Here is an 18,670-nt window from a genome sequence, read left to right as displayed (position 1 = left end):
GGAGCGGCACCTGTCAGGCAGCAGAACAGAGGAGCACGCATGTCGTCCACTGCACTTCCCGGCGGCACCTGGACGCTGGGGGATCTGACCGTCAGCCGGTTCGGCTACGGCGCCATGCAGCTCGCCGGCCCGTGGGTCATGGGGCCGCCCGCCGACCGTGACGGCGCCGTCGCCGTCCTCCGCGCGGCCGTCGAGCTCGGCATCACCCACATCGACACCGCCGACGCGTACGGGCCGCGGATCACCAACCAGCTCATCCGGGAGGCCCTGCACCCGTACCCGGCGGATCTACACATCGCGACCAAGGTCGGGGCGACCCGCGACGAGCAGGGCGGCTGGCCGCCGGCCAGGGACCCGCAGAGCCTGCGCCGGGCCGTCCACGACAACCTCGAGAGCCTCGGCCTCGACGCGCTCGACGTGGTCAACCTCCGGCTCGGCGACGCCGAGGGTCCCCGGCCCGGCTCGCTCGCCGAGGCCCTCGGGACGCTCGCCGAACTGCGGCAGCAGGGCCTGATCCGGCACCTCGGCGTGAGCAACGCGACCCCGGAGCAGGTCGAGGAGGCCCTGACGATCACCCCGATCGTGTGCGTGCAGAACCTGTACAACCTGGCCCACCGCCACGACGACGACCTGATCGACCGCCTGGCCGGGCGAGGCATCGCCTACGTGCCGTTCTTCCCGCTCGGCGGCTTCACCCCGCTGCAGTCCTCGGCGCTCTCCGGCGTCGCCGCACGCCTGGGGACGACCCCGATGTCCGTCGCCCTGGCCTGGCTCCTGCACCGCTCGCCGAACATCCTGCTGATCCCCGGCACCTCGGCCACGGCCCACCTGCGCGAGAACGCCGCCGGTGCGGGGCTTCGGCTCTCCGACAACGACCTGGCCGAGCTCGACGAGATCGGCCGCTGAGCTGCAACCGGATTGCACGCGGGCGTTGGACCGGCTCACCGAGAATGCCGGGGTACGTGCAACCCATCGAGGAGACCGACATGGTTCGAACGAAACGGCTCGCCGTCGCGGTGCTGGTCGCGTCGGCCGTCGCGGCCCTGTATGCCAGCGATCCGAAGCACGAGACCACCGGCGATCCGAATCCCACCGTGGCGCTGACCGCGTTGTCCATCGCATCCATGTATGCCGCCGATCCGAAGCACGAGAGCGACCCTGATCCGAATCCCAAAGTGGCGCTCGTCAACGGCGACCCAAGGGGCCAGAGCGGCCCCGGCGGTGACCCCGTCGGCTGAGGCCGCGCAAAGGGGCGGGCCGTCACCACGGCCCGCCCCGGGGAACCAGTGCTACAGGCTGACCGCTCGGCCGCCGAGGGTCACCACGAGGTGCCCGTCGGCGGCGAACGACCAGGCCAGGGCGCCGCTGTAGGTGGCGCAGCGGGAGCCGTTCGTGCCGGTCCAGAACTGGTTGCTGCTGTCGGCGTTGCCGACGGTCTTGTCGTTGGAGCCGCCGCTGCTGAACCGGCAGGAGGTGTTGCTGCGGTACGTGTGGGTGCCCGCGTCGAACGAGAAGTTGCGTTCGGCGTTGTCGATGGACAGGTTGTTGGAGATCGCCATCGAGCCGGGGTTGTTGTTGTACGTGAAGCCGTGGTGCCCGTTGCGGTAGGCGATGCTGCGCTGGACGACGTGGTTGACGCCGATGCCCTCGCCGCCGAGCTTGTAGCCGTTGCGGTCGCCGTTGGTGTTGACGGTGCCGTTGCTCAGGGTGCCGTTGTTGTAGGACAGCGAGTCCTGGATGGTGACCGCGCCGATCGGGCCGGTGTCGGTCTTGGTGTAGAGGTCCCAACCGTCGTCGATGTTGTTGTGCGAGACGGTGTAGCGGAACACGTTGCCGGGGCCGCTGGTCAGCTTGGCGGCGAAGCCGTCCGCGTCCTCGCCGTCGGAGTCGGCGTTGTCGTGCGACTCCGAGGAGAGGATGAGGTTGTTGGCCGGCCACTGCGACTGCGGGGTGTCGGAGGCGGCGCGGGAGATCTGCAGGCCGCTGTCGCGGTTGAAGCGGGTCACGACCCGCTCGATGGTGTTGTTGCTGCCGCCGACGAAGATGCCGTTGTCGCCGGCCCGCTCCACGACGATGCCGGTGATGTGCCAGTAGTTGCCGTTCACCGCGAGCCCGCGGTTCGCCGGGTCCTCGGTCTGCGCGGCGAAGTTCAGCACCGGGGTCTCGCCCGGGTACGCGGCGATCCGCTTCGGCGCGCCCGACGTGCCGTTGTTGCCGACCGCGACGGTGACGGTCGAGGACAGGTTGTAGGTGCCGCCGCGCACGGTGATCGTGCCGCCGGCGGTGACCCTGGTGATCGCCGACGCGAGCGTCGTCGGGCTGGCCTGCGTGCCCGGGTTGCCCGCGCTGCCGTTCGGCGCCACGTACAGCGCGGACGACGGCGGCTGGGACTGCGACGGCGAGCTCGAAGGCGAGCCCGAGGGCGACCGGGACGGCGTCGGTGACACGGTCGCCGTCGGCGTCGGGGTGGTCCCGCCGGTGGTGACGGTGACGTTGTCGAAGCTGGCGCTGGAGTACGCCGTCTGCAGGCCGATGCGGCCCTTCGCGATCGACGCGTCGCTCGCGGACGCGACCTGGGTGCCGTCGACGGAGCCGCTGATGGCGCCGCCGTTGACGGTGATGGCCAGGGTGTACCAGGTCCCGGTGGACACGGTCCGGGAGGCGCTGCCGAGCACCGTCACGGAGCCGCTGTTGACCGCCTGCAGCTGCACCTGGTTGCCGGGCAGCAGCGCGAGCCGGTAGAACGTGGTGGCCCCGGTCGAGCGGGCGAGCAGGCCGACGAAGCCGCCCGAGCCCAGCGACAGCGGCTTCACCGCGGCCTGCACCGTGTAGTTGATCCAGCCGCTGTCGCCGGCGAAGTCGCGGGCGTTCTCGCTGCCGGCGTTGGACTGCTGCAGCACCTTGCTGCCGTCGGTGACGACGCTCCAGGAGCCGCCGGACTTGGACCAGCCGCTGGTGGAGCCGTCCTCGAACGTCGCGCTGAACGCCGTGTCGGCGAACGCGACCTGCGCGGCCAGCGCGACACCGGTGACCGCGGCCACCGCCGCGGACGCGGCCAGCCACCGGCGCGCCCGCGGCCGGGTTCGGACTTGTGCACTCATGGTTCCTCCGGAAAGACAGACGCGCACGCGCGACGGGCGTGCGGCAGTGCGATCGGCGGCGCTTCCGGGGCGGCGGGAGCGGGGCGGATCCACATCGACGCTCGTCACCGTAAGGCAAGCGCTTTCCTGAGGACAAGGCGTGACGTGTGCAGGTTTGTTGCAGGATGTACCGGCAGCGTCTGGCTCGGCCGGGCGGGTCGCGGAACCTCCGACACGGCCCCGATTCGCCGCCGAACGGGGCAGCGGGCGTGATCCGTTCGCACGATCGCGGGCGGATCCCATGCTTCCTAGGCTGCGGGGGTGCCGGACACCGCCCTCGGAATCGACTACGGGACCTCCAGCACGGTCGCCGTCGTCCGCCACACCGACGGCCGGATCCGGCCGCTGCTGTTCGACTCGTCGCCGCTGCTGCCGTCCGCCGTGTTCGCCAACAGCGCCGGGCGGCTGCTCGTCGGGCGGGACGCGGAGAACTCCGCGCGGCTCGACCCGGCCCGCTACGAGCCGCACCCCAAGCGGCGCATCGACGAGCTCGACGTGCTGCTCGGCGACCGCGGCGTGCCGGTGCCCGAGCTGATCTCGGCCGTGCTCACCCGGGTCCGCGCCGAGGCCCTGCGGACCCTCGGCGGCCCACCGGCGACGATCACCATGACGTGCCCGGCGACCTGGGGCGCCGCCCGCCGCCAGGTGCTCCTGGACGCCGCCGCCCTCGCCGGGCTCCCGGTGCCGGCGTTGGTGGCCGAGCCCGTCGCCGCCGCCACCTACTTCGCCTCCGTCCTCGGCCACGCCGTGGCGCCGGGCCAGTGCGTCGTCGTGTACGACCTGGGCGCCGGCACGTTCGACGCGAGCGTCGTGCAGCGCACCGCCGACGGGTTCCGCGACCTGTCCTGCCGCGGCCTGGACGACGTCGGCGGCATCGACCTCGACGCGCTGGTCGTCGCCCACGCGCGCACGGTCGTCGCGGCCCGCGCGCCCGAGCTGTGGCAGCGGCTGGAGGCGCCGTCGTCGGCCGCGGACCTGCGCCACACGACCATGCTGTGGACCGACGCGAAGCACCTGCGTGAGGCGCTGTCGCGGGAGTCGTCCGCCAGCCTGTTCATCCCCGCGGCGGACGAGGAGGTGCTGCTGACCCGGCAGCAGTTCGAGACGGCCGCCGAGCCGCTGCTGCGCCGCACCGTCGACCTGGCCCTGACGACGCTGAAGGAGGCCCGCGTGCGGCCCGAGGCGGTCGCGGGCTGGTTCCTCGTCGGCGGCGGCACCCGTACCCCGCTGATCGCGACGATGCTGCACCGGGCCACCGGGGTGGCGCCGACGGTCCTGGAGGAGCCGCAGCTGGTGGTGGCCGAGGGCGCCCTGCACCTGGCGAGCCTGACCGCGACCGCCCCACCCGCAACCTTCGCGGCGCCGTCAGTCGCAGCCGCGCCTGTCTCCGCCGAGCCGGCGCCCTTCGCAGCGCCCCCGATCACCTCCGCGCCCGTCTCCGCGTCACCCATCTCCGCACCCCCTGTCTCCGCATCACCCGTCTCCGCACCACCCGTGGTCGCGCCGATGCAGAGCACCGTCCCACCCCCGGCGCCGGTCGTCACCGCCGCCGCCGCGGGGCCGGTCGACGAGCCGTCCTGGCCACCGTCGGCCCCCATCGCCGCGCCCGTACCCCCACCGTCCGCACCCCGGCACGTACCGGCGACGTCCGGACCCGTGGCAGGGGTCGGGACCGGGACACGCGAGCTGTTCGGACTCGTGGCCGCCGGTTTCGCCGTGCTGGTCCTGCTCGTGGGCTACCTGGAGGCCAGCGGCAACGGGTTCTGGCTCATCGGCGGCGGCCTGCTCACCGCCGGCCTGCTGTGGCGCGGCTGGCGCCTGCGTCACCCCGGCCCCCGCGGCGCCGACTGGCTGGCGATCTCGGCAGCGGCGGCCGGCGCCCTCATGCTCGTCGTGTACACCTTCATACGCATCTCGGGGATGATCTGATGGCTGCCGGACTGTCGTCCTACGTGGTGGCGTCCGCGGCCGCCGCCGTCGCCGCCACGGGCGCCGTCGTCGCGTGGGCGGCGACCACCGCCCGGCCCGCGCCCGCGGACCCACCGGTGACCCTGCCGAAGCTGCCGAATCGGCCCGCCGAGATCCGCGGCCTGGCCGCGGCCCTGATCGCCGCGGTGGTGGTGTTCGCCGTGCCACCGAGCAACCAGGTGGAGTCCGTCCAGGAGGTGTCCGCCGTCCTGCTGCTCGCCGCCGCCGCACTCCGCTGGTATCGCTTGACCCGGCCCGGACCTGCCGTGCTCGACCGCCTGACCCAGGTCCTCGCCCTGGTGCCGGCCTGCGGCCTGTTCGGCGGCGCGTGCGTCGTGGCCCTGTACGACGGCCTGGACGAGCTCGACTGGTGGGGCCCGTGGCTCGGCAGCCTCGTCCTCGGCGGCGCGCTCGCGCTGGTGGCGGGCCTGTCCTGGCGCCAGCAGCCGGCCCAGCCGCGGTAACGCCGCCGGCCGTCGTCGCCCTCAACCACGACATCGACGAAAGCGCCCCATGGTTCCGCTGGCTCAGCGGCCTCACCGCCGCTGCACGTCTCCTGCACGCCACCCACGCCCATAGCAGCGCAGCCGATTGGACCCGTCAGCCAGGACCGTCCACAAGCGTCAACTCGACGCCCGCGCCGCGGAGCATCCGGATCGCCAGGTCCAGATACCCGAACCTCCTGCCGTCCTCTCCGTACTGGACGGTCCGGGTCAGGTTGCGCCGGGCGACCTCAGCATTCGTCCAGCGCACCCGCAATGGCGCCGAGGTCTGCTCCGCCCGCAGTTCCAGGATCGTAGCGACAGAGATGAATGCGGACCCGACCCAGCCGCCGGGGCCTTCCACCGCCTCACCCAGCGCGCAGAAGAAGCTCGCCAGGTCGACCACGTCCCTGCCGTCGAGCACCGCGTCGACGGTGTGGACCCGGTCCGGCTGGATGGTCGCGGACCAAGGGCTGCACAGCTCGGCGACCTCGAGCCAGCCCTCCCGCTCGCCTGGCGGCAGCGCAGCCCACCGTCCAGGCAGATCCGGACGCCGCGCCCGCCACCACTCCCAGACGCCGGCAGCCGCGGCGTGCGGCAGGCTGATGATCCAGCACGTGGCCTCGGCGGCGCCGTTGCCGGGCGCATGCTCGAGTCGCAGGTCCCAGATCTCATAGGAGCCCATCACGGCGCCTGCCGCGTCGAGCACGTCGACGGCCATGTCGACTCCAGGGGGCAACTCCCCCAGGACATCGACACCCGTGAGACCGAACCGCAGCTGGTGCGCCGCGTCCTCGGGATCCTCGAAGTCGTCGTAGACGGTGCGGTCGCTGACAAAGAAGCGGGCGATGTCCGCGCACCGCAGCACGACGGCACCGGTCTCATGGATCCGGAACGCGTACCGCGGTCGGGACATGCCCACCTCTCGTCATTCGGGCGCCGACAACGTGTCAGCAGATGCCTTTCGGCACGTCGGTGATCTTTTTGTAGTGGTTGCTGGTGTAGCCGTAGTCGCCGTCAGCGTTCGGGCCGAGAATCTTGAAGCTCGGGCCGCGCCCGGGCACGTTCCACTCCGGACTGCCCTGGAACCCCGGCTTACGGATGGGCGCCGCACCCCATTTCCGCTTGTATGCGTCGGATGGGAGATTGCCGTGCTCATCGGCAACTGTACCGGTCCAAAGCTTCTGGTTCTGCGTGCCTTTGTGATTGTTCGGCGAGCCGTTGCCGCCCGTGATGGCCCTGATCGCGTCGCGGGCCCAGCCTGGGATGCCGCTGTTGTGGACCAGGACGGTGGAGGTGCCGGCGGTCACGTAGTACGTGTGGGCGTCGGCGACCGTCAGGTTGAGCATGTGCTCGCTGCCCGGGCGGGTGTCCACGCCGAGGACGGGGACGGTGCCGCCGTCGGCGGTGCGGACGAGCTCGTCGGGCAGCAGCTTGCCCGCCGGGATCCAGGCCCCGGCGCTGACGCTCCAGAAGGCGTGGTTCGCGGTGGTGCGGACGACCTGCTCGGTGCCGGCGGCGTCGCGTACGAAGACGTCCACCAGGTCGTGGTCGAGGTTGTCGTGCAGCGCCGTGACGAGGCGCGGCTCCGTCTTGCCGGTGACCGGGTCGGTGGCGAGCACCCAGTCGCCGAGGTCGACGTCCTTGATCGCCTTGACGGTGCCGTCGGCCATGAGGACGGGGGTGTCCGGGGAGAAGCTGTTGCACGGGCAGGCCCGGCAGCTGGTCGCGGCCCGGCGGGCGGTGTTCGCCGCGGCGCCTTCCTCGGAGCCGGCGGCGGCACCCTCGGCCGCGGCCGCACCGCGGGCCGCGCCGGTGATCGCCGTGCGGCCGGCCGCGATCGCCGCCTGCCCGGCCGCCTTCAAGCCCTGCCCGGAGGCCCAGGCGACCGCGCCGCCCAGGGCCGCGGCACCGGCGACCGCGCCGACGGCGCCCGCGACGGCGCCGACCACCGCCCCGACCCCGACCGCGCCGACCCAGCCCATCACGCTGCTGCCGTCGGCCCGGCCGGCCGCGACGTCGAGGCCGTGGGTGACCGCGCCGGAGACCGCGCCGCCGACCGCACCCGCGATGGCGGCACACCCCACCGCCCCGGCACCGAACGTGGCGCCGGTGCAGATCGCGCCGACCGCGATGCCGGCGGCGATGCCCGCGACCGCACCGACCAGCTCGGCGTGGTTCATGGCCCAGTCCGCGCTGGCGTCCCACGCGCTGCACAGGAAGCCGCAGTTCTTTTTCTTCTTCTTCTTGCTCGGCGGCGATGCCTTCGGCGGCGGCGGGCTCCACCCGGGCATGTCACAGCGGGTCGTGGCCGACCAGCAGTAGTCGCCGGAGGAGCCGCTGTCGTTCTCGGTGCCGGTGCAGCCGCCCGGGCCGCCGACGTAGCCGGGGGCACAGCTCGCCGAGCCCTGCAGGCCCGACGGGTCCGACGAGTTGATCGGGTCGTTGCCGGCATACGAGTACCCGCCGAGCTGGTTCGGGTCCTCGGTGCTCAGCAGCGGGTCGACGGAGATGAACCGGCCGATGACGGGGTCGTAGTGCCTGGCACCGAGGATGGTGAGCCCGGTGGTGGCGTCCGTCGACTTGCCCAGGTAGCCGTGGGTGTCCGGCCAGTTCGCCGGCTGGGCACCGCGCGGCGCACCGAATGGTGTGACCGCCCGCCAGGTCGGGTTGGCGCCGTTACGGTCCAGGCTCAGGGTGGCCGTGCCGACACTGTCGGAGAACAGGTAGCTGTAGGCGGTGGCGGTGGTGCCGGTCCGCACGCACTGCGCGCCGTCGGGCGCGGAGTAGTAGCGCCGCCCGGTCACCACGTTGGTGTCCGTGTGCAGCGTCAGCTCCTGGCCGGGCAGGAAGAGCGTGGTGGTGTTCGCGCTCGGGTTCCGCTGGATCAGCAGGCCGCCGTCCGGGTCGTACACGTAACCGGCGTTGAACACGCTGCCGGTCTTGACCGCCAGCAGCTTGTCGTGCCGGTCCCAGGTGAACGTCTGGGTGTCCCGTTCCGGGGTCACCCGGGTGATGGTGCGGCCCATCGTGTCGTACGTGAACGTGCTGGCCTTGGTGACCGTCGCGCTGGTGGTGGTGGCCGACTGCAGGGTGTGCGGCTGGCTGCCGTTGGTCGGGTAGGCGTAGTCGACCTTGGTGTCGCCGCCGGTGACGCCCGGGACGGCGTGCCTGACCTCTCCGGTCTGGTCGCCGAGGGTGTTGTACGTCCAGCTCGTCCAGTACGGGTTGATCCCGCCGACGGTGGTGTTGCTGCCGGTGACGGACACGTCCGCGGCGCAGAGGTCGGTCGCGGTCCACGCGGTGGTGAGCCGGCCCAGCAGGTCGTAGCGGAAGCACTGCGTCTCGCTGGTCGCGTTGTTGTTGCGCGCGTTCGTGGCGGAGACGATCTGGCCCCCGGCGTTGTACCGGTAGACGACGTCGTCCATGCGGGTCGTGCCGGTGCCGGTGCGGTCGACGTAGGAGTTCACGATGTTGTGGGTGAACTCGTCGTAGACGTGGGTCCGCCAGGCCACGTTCGTCGTGCCGAAGCCGAACTTGGTCTGCGAGACCCCGCTGAACGGGTTGTACTTCGTGTTGTCGACGTAGTCGCCGAGCGAGCTGCCCACGCCGGAGGGCAGGTCCATCGCCGTGTAGGTGCGGTTCACCGTCTCCGCGGGCAGGCCGCCGGCGTTCGGGTAGGCCGTCTTCTGCAGCAGGCCGTTCGTGGTGCTGTATGTGTTGGTGAACGTGTACGTGTTGGCGAGCGCGCCGTTGCCGGGCGCGGCAGGGATGGTGACGGTCGTGCCCAGCACGCCGCCCCAGCTGTTGAAGCCGGTCGCCTCCGTCTTGTACTCGTAGCCGTTGACGAAGCTGCTGGAGGAGGCGAGCTCACCGATGCCGTTGCTGATGGTGGTCGAGTCGTAGGTCCAGGTCGCCACCGGCGGCGTCGTGGTGTCGCCGTCGTACTGGGCGACCTTGCGACCCAGGTCGTCGTACTTGTAGCTGGTCTTCTCCTGCAGGTGGTTGGTGGAGGTGAGCAGGTTGCCGTTGTTGTCGTAGGTCGACGTGGTGCCGCCGGCGTCCGGGTCGGTGGTGCCGATGACCTGGCCGAGCAGGTCGTACGTGCTGGTCCAGCTGTTGCCCTTGTCGTCGGTCGTGCGGTTCATGTTGTGCCGCGCGTCGTAGCCGTACGTGATCTTCACCGGGTTGCCGCCGGTCACCACCGAGCCGTTGACGGTCGGCATCGTCGTGTAGGAGTCCAGCTCGATCGGCCGGCCGGCGCTGTCGAGGATCTGCGTCGTCGGGGTGCCGCCCTCCGGCGGGAGGACCGTGGTCCGGTCGCCGCCGTAGACCGTCTTCGCCTCGTGCTTCTGGACGCCCTTGGAGAAGGCCACCTCCCGGATCTTGCGGCCGGTGCCGTCGTAGAACACCTGCTGCTGGTCCGGGATCTGGTTGTCCTTGCCCGTCATGTCGAGCATGGTCGTGCTGGGCAGGCTGGTGGCGTCGTAGTAGGCGTTGTTGGTCTTGACGACCCAGCCGTGCCCGTCGTAGAAGGTGTCGCTGACGATGCGCCCGCCGACCGGGGTCGGCGACTGGGTCTGCCGCGGCCGGGTGAGCGCGTCGTAGAGCGCGATCGTCGTGCGGTAGGTGCCGTCGTCGTTGAGCGAGGAGGTGCTGATCGCCGACGGGACGGTCTGCGAGATCTGGTACGTGAACTTGAGGTTGGCGCCCTGGTTGAGCGCCCGGCCCGGCCGCCAGACGCCGGTCGCGCGGCCCAGCGCGTCGTAGGCGACGGTCGTCGTCAGGTTGTTGAGGTCGGTGCTGGCGGTGGCCAGCCCGCGCGACGGGTCGAAGACCGTGGTGGTCGACTGGCCGACCGCGTTGGTCGCCACGACCTTCGTGGTGAGGCCGTTGGACAGCGTGTAGGCGGTCGTGCCGGTGGTGTCGTTGGCGTCGGTGGCCCGCACGGTCCGCCCGTACTGGTCGTAGGTGACCCGGGTCTTCGTGAGGTAGTCGAAGGCGCCGTTGCGGTAGTCGAAGGCCACCTGGGTGACGCTCACGTTGCCGACGGTCGGCGCCGCCTGCGGCCAGGTGGTGTCGAAGGTGTCGGTGTCGTAGAACGTCCGGGACCGGGAGATCACCTGCGCGGGACGGCTCACGCTGGTGGGCGCGGTCAGGCCGTTGACGCCGGACCCACCGCAGGGCACCGCGTCGGTCTCGACGGCGGCGACCAGCCCGACGATGTTCGCCGCGGTGTTGGCCGGCGCGTAGGTCGTCGTGGTGCAGGTGGCCAGCGACGGGTCGGTGACGTCACCGTAGTCGTACTGGACGGTGGGCAGGCCGGTGGTGGTGTCGTAGGTCGTGTCGGTGCGCGTCGTCAGCCACTTCGTCGGCGTGCTGGAGGTGATCGCGTTGGTGTTGCGGGTCGTGACCGCCCGGGTCATGTGCGAGGCCAGGTCGTCGAGGCCAGTGCGGGCACGGTGGGCCAGCACCAGGCTGACCCAGTAGTCCGTGACCGAGGCCGACTCGACCGGGCCGCCGTCGCTCGTGTATTGGATGGTCTGGCGGGCCTGCCCGGACAGCTCAGCAGTGTCCGGGACCGACTGCGCGGCGCCGGCGACCGTGACGTCGGTCGACAGGGCGACCGTCGCGGTGCGGCGGGTGCCGTCGGGCAGCTTGTCGCCGTCCATGCCGCGGTAGTAGCGGGTCTCCGACAGCGTCCTGGCCTCGAGGCCCGAGCCGGTGCGGGTGCGGACCCGGCCGTAGCCGCGCCACTGCCCGTACGTACGGTGCTTCGCCTTGGTCAGCTCGTTGTCGTCCAGATGCCAGGCGCCGCCGTCGAGGTACTCGTACGTGCTGGTCTGCACGGGGCTCTTGCCCGTGGGGTCCTGGTCGGACACCTCGGTGACCACGTACTTGTGGAACCAGTCGAGGGTCGGGTTGGAGGCACCCTCCGGGGTCCAGTACACCGGGTAGCAGAGGCTGGTGTTCTGGCTGGGCACGATCGTCACCGGTGCGGTGCACTCGGTCTTGTAGCCGATCCCGATGACTTCGCCGGTCTCGGTGGTGATGGTGGAGATGCGGTGGTGGTTCATCGCCGGCGCGCCGTCGATGCCGTCGGCGCGGTTCGCCAGCCTGGTGAACTCGAACGTCGTCGCCGGCAGCGTGATCGCGCCGGTGCCCGTGCCGCCGGTGCGCTTGATCGACTCCAGCCAGAGTCCGGGGGTCGTGCCGTCCTCCGGCGACGGGAAGCTGTGCTGCAGCGCGAACGAGTCGACGGAGGTGTAGGCGGAACCGTTCCAGATCTGCGTGGCGATCCCCTTGGTGCGGATCCGCGTCCAGAACGACACCGAGTGGTTGTTGCAGGCCTTGCCGGCGTCGCAGTTGAGGTCGTACGGGGTGTCGGGCCACTTCGTCTTGGCGTTGACGATGTTGGCGGGTGCGCAGACCGTGTCCGACTCGATGCACCGCTCGGTGTTGTCGAACTTGACGCGGGCCGGTGCGCTGGTCGCGTACGGGTCGGGGTCGCGCAGGCCGTAGTCAATGTGGTCGACGTAGCCGCCACGGACGTAGGGCACGCCGGTCGTGGACCCGTTCGGGCCGTAGTAGTTCTGCTCGGTCTTGTAGTAGTACGCGTAGGCGTTGTGGTGGGTGTCCACGACGTAGTCGAGGTTCCACTTGTACGCCTGGTCGCAGTACGACGCGTCGAAGCCGGAGGACTTGTAGCAGGGGTCGGCCGAGCGCGGCGCGTACACCCGCTGCGTCCACGCGGAGTTCGTGGCGTCCTTGCCGCTCGCCCAGCCGGGCAGCTTATTGAGGCCGAAGAAGTACTGGGTGCCGTCCTTGGTGGTGATCTTCCAGTACTCGCCGTCGTTGTCGCCGTTGTCCGCGCCCGTCAGCAGCTCGACCCGGGCGCCGTCGTCGGTGGACAGCTTCCAGTGCGTCGGGACGCTGGTGTCGTAGATCAGGTCGCCGGAGCCGGCGCCGAACGCCACGTGCACGATCGGGCCCGCCCAGCAGGAGTCGCCGGTCTTCTTCGGCGAGCCGTCGTCGTCGGAGCAGGTCCGGTACGTCCGCTCGACGGATCCGGGGTCGTAGCTCCACCCGTCACCGATCGGCGACGACTGGTTGTTGGTCGCGACCTGCTTGCCGTCCATCGACTGCGACGAGTACGCCAGGGACACCGACGGCGACAGCGTGCCCGGCACCGGCGGGAGCGGGATGGGGTACGTGTAGCCGAAGTCGCCGGAGCTGTTGCCCGCGCTCCACGACCCGGCCGGCTTCAGCGGGGTCGCGCCGTAGTCGCCTGACGTGCCGCTGGCCCCGGCGGTCAGCGCGAACACGACCGACGAGGCGGCCTTGCCGTCGCGCAGCGCCTGCCCGCCGGCCGGGATCGTCACCAGCCCGGACAGCGTGCCGTCTCGGTCCCGGGTCGTGTGCACCGCAGTCTGCGCCGTGCACGCGGCGACCTCGGGCGTGCTCAGCGAACACGGCGGCAGTGTCACCAGCCGGAGCCGGTTGGCGAAGTCGCCGCCGTACTGGCCCGCGACCTGGGCGGGGTCGACCGAGACCCGGACCTGCCCCTCCTGTGCGGCCGGCTCCGCGGGCTGCGCCTGCAGCAGGAAGCCTTTGACCCCGGCCCGCTCCGAGGCGGTCCGGTCCGCGAGGGAGATCTTCAGCTTCGTCGGGCCCGCGCTGCCCCGCGCCACCCGGACCGGCAGCTCGCCGGCCTTCGTCGAGGGCACCGCGGCCGGCTGGCGGGATGTCCGGGCGGCGTCCGCGGCCTGGGCGTCGGCGGCGGTGAGGTCGACGGTGGCGCTGCCGGCGGCCGGCCACGACACGGCGGGCGGGGTCCACACCGGCGCGGCGGCCGGCTTGCGCACCGCTGCCGGGGTCGCCGCCTTGCCGCCCTGGACGCTGGACCACTGCTGCTCCGCCGGCGCTTTCACCGGCTTGGCCTCCGCCACCGACGGCAGGGCCACGAAACCGCTCGTCACCAGCGTCAACGCGAGCGCGCGGAGCAGCGTCCGCCGCGCCGGGGCGCGGCCCGGTCGTGGTGGTCGAAGGGTCTTGAACCTGATTTTGGACATGCCGGTGCCGCGCGTCGCCATGTGTGGATCCCCCGTGTGATCGCAGAAGCGTGGGCGGAGCTTACAACAATGTATGCAGATGTATGTACCCCTGGATCTGGGCCTCCTGATCCCGTAGCCTGCGCGGTCGAACGTGTTCAGAATGTGCCGGCCGCTGCCGTCCTCGGTGTTCGGCGGCCACAAACGACGCTGACCAGTGTCTATCTCAACGGGGGAATCACCATGCCAAGGGCAGGGTTAACCGCAGCGCGCGCTCGAAGCGGGCTGTCCATCGTCGTCACGGCCGCCGTTGCCGGCGCCGGGATCGGGATCCTTGTCACACCCGCCGCCCCGGCGGTCGCTGCGCCGGCGGTGCCGAAGCAGGCCGTCCGGCCGGTCGAGGACGCCGCGGCGCGGGCCCGCGCGACGGGCCGGCCGGTCGAGGTGGCGTCGGCGACGTCGGCGACGCAGCAGACGTTCGCCAACCCGGACGGCACCTTCACCACGAACCTGAACGCGCAGCCGGTCCGCACCAAGCGCGACGGCGCCTGGGTCGGGCTCGACGCGTCGCTGCGCCGCAACGCCGACGGCAGCTACAGCCCGGCCGCGTCCGCGGCGCCGCTGGTCATCTCCGGCGGTGGCGGCGGCGCGTTCGCGACCATGGGCGGCAGCGGCGCGCAGCTCGGCCTGAAGTGGCCGGGCAGCCTGCCCGCGCCGACGGTCAGCGGGCCGACCGCCACCTACGCCGGGGTCCTGCCCGGCGTCGACCTCGCGGTCACCGCCACCGAGCAGGGCGGCTTCTCCCACGTCCTGGTCATCCGCGACGCCGCCGCCACGGCGAACCCGGCGCTGAAGAAGCTGCGCCTGCAGACCGTCGCGCCCGGTGTCACCGTCACGGCCGGCGCCGACGGCAACCTCACCGCCGTCGACGCCACGGGGCAGGTGCGGTTCACCGCTCCGGCGCCCGTCGCGTGGGACTCGGCCACCCCCGCCACGAAGGCGGGCCTGCGATCGACCGCGGCGGAGCTGCCGTTCGTCAACGGCGAGCCGGCCCGCTCCACCGTCCGCGGGCCCGGCGCCGTGGCCCGGCAGCACCGCGTCGGGGTCAGCGTCGAGGCCGGCAACACGGTGGTCATCGCGCCCGACCCGGCGATGCTGCAGGACCCGGCGACCACGTACCCGCTGTACGTGGACCCGTCGTGGAACCCGACCCCGGCGGCCGCGAACCGCAACGCCTGGACGTACGTGAACAGCAACTACAGCACCACCAAATACTGGAACAGCAGCGACTGGGCCCGCGCCGGCTACGCCGGCTGGGAAACGCCTTATTACAAGGCCCGCTCGTTCTTCCAGTTCGGGATCCCCACCAACATCTGGGGCACCAACATCACCAAGGCGACGCTGCAGCTGAAGTCGGTGTGGTCCGCGACGAACAACGTGTACAGCTTCGGCGTCTACCACATGTGCGGGATCAGCAACCAGACCAGCTGGGACAACCAGCCGTGCAAGGGCGGCCTCGTCGCCAGCGCGAACCTGCCCGGCAACTGGCGCAGCGACGGCAGCCCCAACCCGATGCAGCACGACTTCGACGTCAAGAGCGAGATCGTCTCCGCCGCCGCCGGGCACTGGTCGGCCACCACCCTCGGCCTGTTCAACTCCACCGAGACCAACCGCGACGCGTGGCGCAAGTTCCAGAACAACCCGACGATCGCCATCGAGTACAACGCCGTGCCCAACACCCCGACCAACTACGGCAGCAGCCCGTCCGTGCCGTGCGGCGGTGGCGGCCAGATCGGCAACACCGACGTCACGTTCTCCGCGACGGTCAGCGACCCCGACGGCGCGCAGGGCCTGCTCGACGCCGGGTTCAACATCGCCGACAGCACCGCCGGCACCATGGTCGGCACCCCGGTCGTGACGGTCAGCAACAACCAGACGGCGTCGGTCACCATCCCGGCCAGCAGCTTCACGCACGGCCACGTCTACTCGTGGAACGTCCGCGCCAGCGACGGCCACGACCTCGGACCGGTCACGCCGACCTGCTGGTTCAGCGTCAACCAGAACACGCCGTCGGCGCCGCAGGTCACCTCCGTCGCGTTCCCCGCCGACACCACCGGCGCGGCCGTGGGCACCGCCGGCACGTTCCAGCTCTCATGGTCCGGATCCGACCCGGCGATCAGCTACGTCTACAGCCTCAACGTCGAGCCACCGGCCGTCATCCCCGGCGGCTACGGCCCGTTCCGCGGCGGCGCGGTGACACCCGCCGCCTCCGTCGCCGGGGTCCGGACCCCGGTGACCCTCACCCCACGCCGGTTCGGACCCAACATCCTGTACGTGTACGCCATCAACGGCGCCGGCAACCCGAGCCCGGTCACCGCCTACCGGTTCACCACCGACGCACCGGCCCAGCCCGCCGTGTTCGGCGACTACACCGGCGACGGCAAACCGGACGTCGTCTCCGTCGGCACCACCGCCCTGCCCGGCGCCTGGCTGTACGCCGGCACCGACAACGCCGGCCACCTCGCGGCACCGGTCCAGGTCGGCGGCGAAGGCACCGGCGGCGCCGGCAGCACCGGCACCGTCACCGACTGGGCAGGCAGCACCGTCGGCGCCCTCGATCTCACCGGCGACGGCGCCCAGGACCTCCTCGTCAAACTGCCCCGCAGCGACGCCGACGGCAACGTGCTCGTCATCCCCGCCTACGGCGACGGCGGCACCCTCGACCCCAACGAGCGCATCAAGCTGCTCCTGCCGAAGGTCGACGGCACCGACGGCAACCAGGTCGTCGACCAGATCGCCGCCTCGGTGCTGCCCAGCATCACCGGCTCACCGCTGCCCGACCTGTACGTCATCGTCGGCGACGCCCTCTACGTCTACCCGCCCGGCTTCCCGCCCGGCGCCTACGAAAGCCCGATCCTGATCAGCACCGGCTGGACCGGCAAGACCATCACCGCGACACTCAACGGCACCGAACCCGCGCTGTTCGTCCGCACCGACGCCACCGGCAAGGTCGACCTCGTCACCGGCAACACCGCCGGCGGCGTCTTCGCCGGCGCGACCGGCAGCACCACCGCCACCTACTCCACCACCGGGTTCCCAGCGGCCACGACCCCGGTCGTCACCGGCGCCGACATCAACCGCGACGGCAAACCCGACCTGTGGAGCGACCTGCGGCGCACCTCGATCAACGCCAACCTCAACACCGGCGCCGGCACCTTCGCCGCCGCCGTCACCAACGCCACTGGCACCACCGGCCTGGTCAGGTCCGGGCTGCCCGGCGGCCTCTGCCTCGACAACGCCAACGGCTACGCCACCAACTCCAACCCGATCCGCACCTACCGGTGCAACACCGGCCTCGGCGGCCAACTGTGGACCATGCCCGGCGACGGCACCCTCCGCATCCTCGGCAAATGCGCAGACATCGCCGGCATCGGCCCCACCGCCGGCAGCCAGGTCTGGCTCTACGAATGCAACCAGACGGCGAACCAGATCTGGCAACCCGGACCGAACAACAGCCTCGTCAACCCCGGTACCGGCAAATGCCTCGACGCACCCACCCCGGCGGAGACCTCGCTGCGGATCCTCACCTGCAACGCCAGCCCCAACCAGTCCTGGACCCTCGACGGCACCGGCATCGGGTTCGTCCGCTCCGGCTACGCCGGCAAGTGCCTCGACAACAGAAGCGGCACCATGGCCGACGGCAACCCCATCCAGATCTGGGACTGCACCGCCAACGTGCCCCTCGCACAGACCTGGGCACTCCTCGACGACGGCATGCTGCACAGCACCACCTCGATGTGCCTCGACATCACCGGCGGCGGCACCGCCAACGGCACCAAGGTCCAGCTCTACACCTGCAACGGCACCCCGGCCCAAACCTGGCGCCGCGGCCCCAACAACACCCTCGTCAACCCCGCCTCAGGCCGCTGCCTCGACCTGATCAACGGCAACACCGCCAACGGCAGCGCCCTGCAGATCTACGACTGCGTCGCCAACACCACCGCGCAGGTCTGGATCCTGCCGCAGTAACGGTGCGAGGTCGGTGCGGCCGGGCCGGCGACGGTTCGGCCGCACCGCTGTCAGGCCGCACCGGCTGTCAGGGCGCCGGCGAGAACGGGCGGACGCCGACCCGCTCCGTCTCGTTGATGACGTCCCACAGGATGCGTGGAGCCTTCGTGCCCTGGACGGTCCTGACCGTCTTGCGGTAACCGCCGCGGTAGGACACCGTCACCCGGTAGCTGTAGCGGTCGCAGCAGGGGTTCTGCGGCTGGTACGAGTTGCGCAGCCACCGGAACTGCCAGCTCCCGGCCGTCCGCAGCACCGGCCGGCCGCCGACCGTCGTGCGGTCCACCACGAACGAGTCCTGCTGTCCGGCGAAGCCACCCGACCGGTCCAGCACGATCTTGGTGGCGGAGCCGAACGGCACCGGTGCGGCCGCGGCGGGCGCGGCCGGTGCGAGCGCCGCGACCCCGCAGGCCGCGACCAGCGTCACGATGGTGTTGCGGGCGATGCGTCCCATGGTGTCTCCCCCGTGTCCGGCGTCGCCGTCGACGCCTCCTCCCCGAGGACACCACGGACCGCTCGGCGACCATGCCCTAAATGCCGGAAATAGGCCTTACGTGCCGCGCGCCTGGCCGCACGGCCGACCCGTAGGTGGTCCGGATCCGGGGGTGGCCCGGGGCGCTCCCCGATGCCCGGACCCCCTCCCGGACGCGACAGTTGAACGGTCGAACACGAGCGAAGGAGAAAAACGAGATGGAGACCGTTCACGGCACGATGCGCCAGCACGACCTGGTGCGGCCGGTGCAGGGGCGGGTGCTCGGCGGCGTCTGCGCCGGGCTGGGGCGGCGCTTCGGCATCGACCCGTGGCCGGCGCGGCTGCTGTTCGCGCTGATCCTGCTGGCGATTCCCGGGACGCAGATCCTCGCCTACCCGATCCTGTGGATCCTCATGCCGGCCGAGACCGCACCGAAGCCCGCCGAGCCGAAGCTCGCCGAGCCGGAGCCGACCCTGACGAGCGTCTGACCAC

At 71.5% G+C, this 18,670-nt stretch carries 10 protein-coding genes; 6 read left to right on the top strand and 4 right to left on the bottom strand.

The genetic code is table 11. The features are described 5' to 3' along the window. The first annotated feature begins 39 nt into the window (after positions 1–39). Both ABZ321_RS33640 and ABZ321_RS33635 read left to right on the top strand, forming a co-directional pair. Positions 40–906, top strand: coding sequence for an aldo/keto reductase family oxidoreductase (locus ABZ321_RS33640; protein WP_354898880.1), 867 nt, complete (start codon positions 40–42; stop codon positions 904–906). A 56-nt stretch (positions 907–962) separates the two neighbouring features. Next, positions 963–1,238, top strand: a complete 276-nt coding sequence (locus ABZ321_RS33635) for a hypothetical protein (protein WP_354898877.1) — start codon at positions 963–965, stop codon at positions 1,236–1,238. Positions 1,239–1,289: 51 nt separating this feature from the next. Here ABZ321_RS33635 and ABZ321_RS33630 read toward each other — a convergent pair whose 3' ends face one another. Next, positions 1,290–3,101, bottom strand: coding sequence for a family 16 glycoside hydrolase (locus ABZ321_RS33630; protein ID WP_354898874.1), 1,812 nt, complete (start codon positions 3,099–3,101; stop codon positions 1,290–1,292). A gap of 300 nt (positions 3,102–3,401) precedes the next feature. Between ABZ321_RS33630 and ABZ321_RS33625 the strand changes: the two genes are divergently transcribed. Then, complete coding sequence (locus ABZ321_RS33625; protein WP_354898872.1) at positions 3,402–5,069, top strand: Hsp70 family protein; 1,668 nt, start codon at positions 3,402–3,404, stop codon at positions 5,067–5,069. Then, on the top strand, positions 5,069–5,572 hold the full coding sequence (locus tag ABZ321_RS33620; protein WP_354898869.1) for a hypothetical protein: 504 nt from the start codon (positions 5,069–5,071) through the stop codon (positions 5,570–5,572). The genes ABZ321_RS33625 and ABZ321_RS33620 overlap by 1 nt, the downstream gene beginning before the upstream one ends. 136 nt (positions 5,573–5,708) lie before the next feature. On the opposite strand, the gene ABZ321_RS33615 is transcribed toward ABZ321_RS33620, so the two are convergent. Together ABZ321_RS33615 and ABZ321_RS33610 are read right to left on the bottom strand one after the other, a co-directional pair. After that, entirely contained in the window at positions 5,709–6,506 is a 798-nt protein-coding gene (locus ABZ321_RS33615; RefSeq protein ID WP_344505381.1) for a hypothetical protein, read from the bottom strand. Positions 6,507–6,540: 34 nt separating this feature from the next. Further along, positions 6,541–13,683: a polymorphic toxin-type HINT domain-containing protein gene (locus tag ABZ321_RS33610; RefSeq protein ID WP_354898867.1), complete on the bottom strand. Its 7,143-nt coding sequence runs from the start codon at positions 13,681–13,683 to the stop codon at positions 6,541–6,543. A gap of 330 nt (positions 13,684–14,013) precedes the next feature. Between ABZ321_RS33610 and ABZ321_RS33605 the strand changes: the two genes are divergently transcribed. After that, the gene (locus tag ABZ321_RS33605) at positions 14,014–17,670 is read left to right on the top strand and encodes a ricin-type beta-trefoil lectin domain protein (RefSeq protein ID WP_354898865.1); all 3,657 of its coding nucleotides are present in this window, start codon (positions 14,014–14,016) and stop codon (positions 17,668–17,670) included. Positions 17,671–17,737: 67 nt separating this feature from the next. On the opposite strand, the gene ABZ321_RS33600 is transcribed toward ABZ321_RS33605, so the two are convergent. Beyond that, entirely contained in the window at positions 17,738–18,160 is a 423-nt protein-coding gene (locus tag ABZ321_RS33600) for a hypothetical protein (RefSeq protein WP_344505384.1), read from the bottom strand. Positions 18,161–18,396: 236 nt separating this feature from the next. Here ABZ321_RS33600 and ABZ321_RS33595 point away from each other — a divergent pair, with 236 nt between their 5' ends. After that, positions 18,397–18,666: a PspC domain-containing protein gene (locus ABZ321_RS33595; protein ID WP_354898862.1), complete on the top strand. Its 270-nt coding sequence runs from the start codon at positions 18,397–18,399 to the stop codon at positions 18,664–18,666. Positions 18,667–18,670 lie beyond the last annotated feature (4 nt).

The organism is Dactylosporangium sp. NPDC006015 (genome assembly GCF_040614215.1).
GTDB classification, from domain to species: domain Bacteria; phylum Actinomycetota; class Actinomycetes; order Mycobacteriales; family Micromonosporaceae; genus Dactylosporangium; species Dactylosporangium maewongense.
Note: the sequence above shows the minus strand (reverse complement) of the source record. Positions and strands in the feature narration are given on the sequence as shown.

Bases quoted from the DNA above. Each gene is read 5' to 3' on its own strand.
- ABZ321_RS33600 (WP_344505384.1), bottom strand. From the start codon at position 18,160: ATGGGACGCATCGCCCGCAACACCATCGTGACGCTGGTCGCGGCCTGC.
- ABZ321_RS33620 (WP_354898869.1), top strand. From the start codon at position 5,069: ATGGCTGCCGGACTGTCGTCCTACGTGGTGGCGTCCGCGGCCGCCGCC.
- ABZ321_RS33595 (WP_354898862.1), top strand. From the start codon at position 18,397: ATGGAGACCGTTCACGGCACGATGCGCCAGCACGACCTGGTGCGGCCG.
- ABZ321_RS33610 (WP_354898867.1), bottom strand. From the start codon at position 13,683: ATGGCGACGCGCGGCACCGGCATGTCCAAAATCAGGTTCAAGACCCTT.
- ABZ321_RS33640 (WP_354898880.1), top strand. From the start codon at position 40: ATGTCGTCCACTGCACTTCCCGGCGGCACCTGGACGCTGGGGGATCTG.
- ABZ321_RS33630 (WP_354898874.1), bottom strand. From the start codon at position 3,101: ATGAGTGCACAAGTCCGAACCCGGCCGCGGGCGCGCCGGTGGCTGGCC.
- ABZ321_RS33615 (WP_344505381.1), bottom strand. From the start codon at position 6,506: ATGTCCCGACCGCGGTACGCGTTCCGGATCCATGAGACCGGTGCCGTC.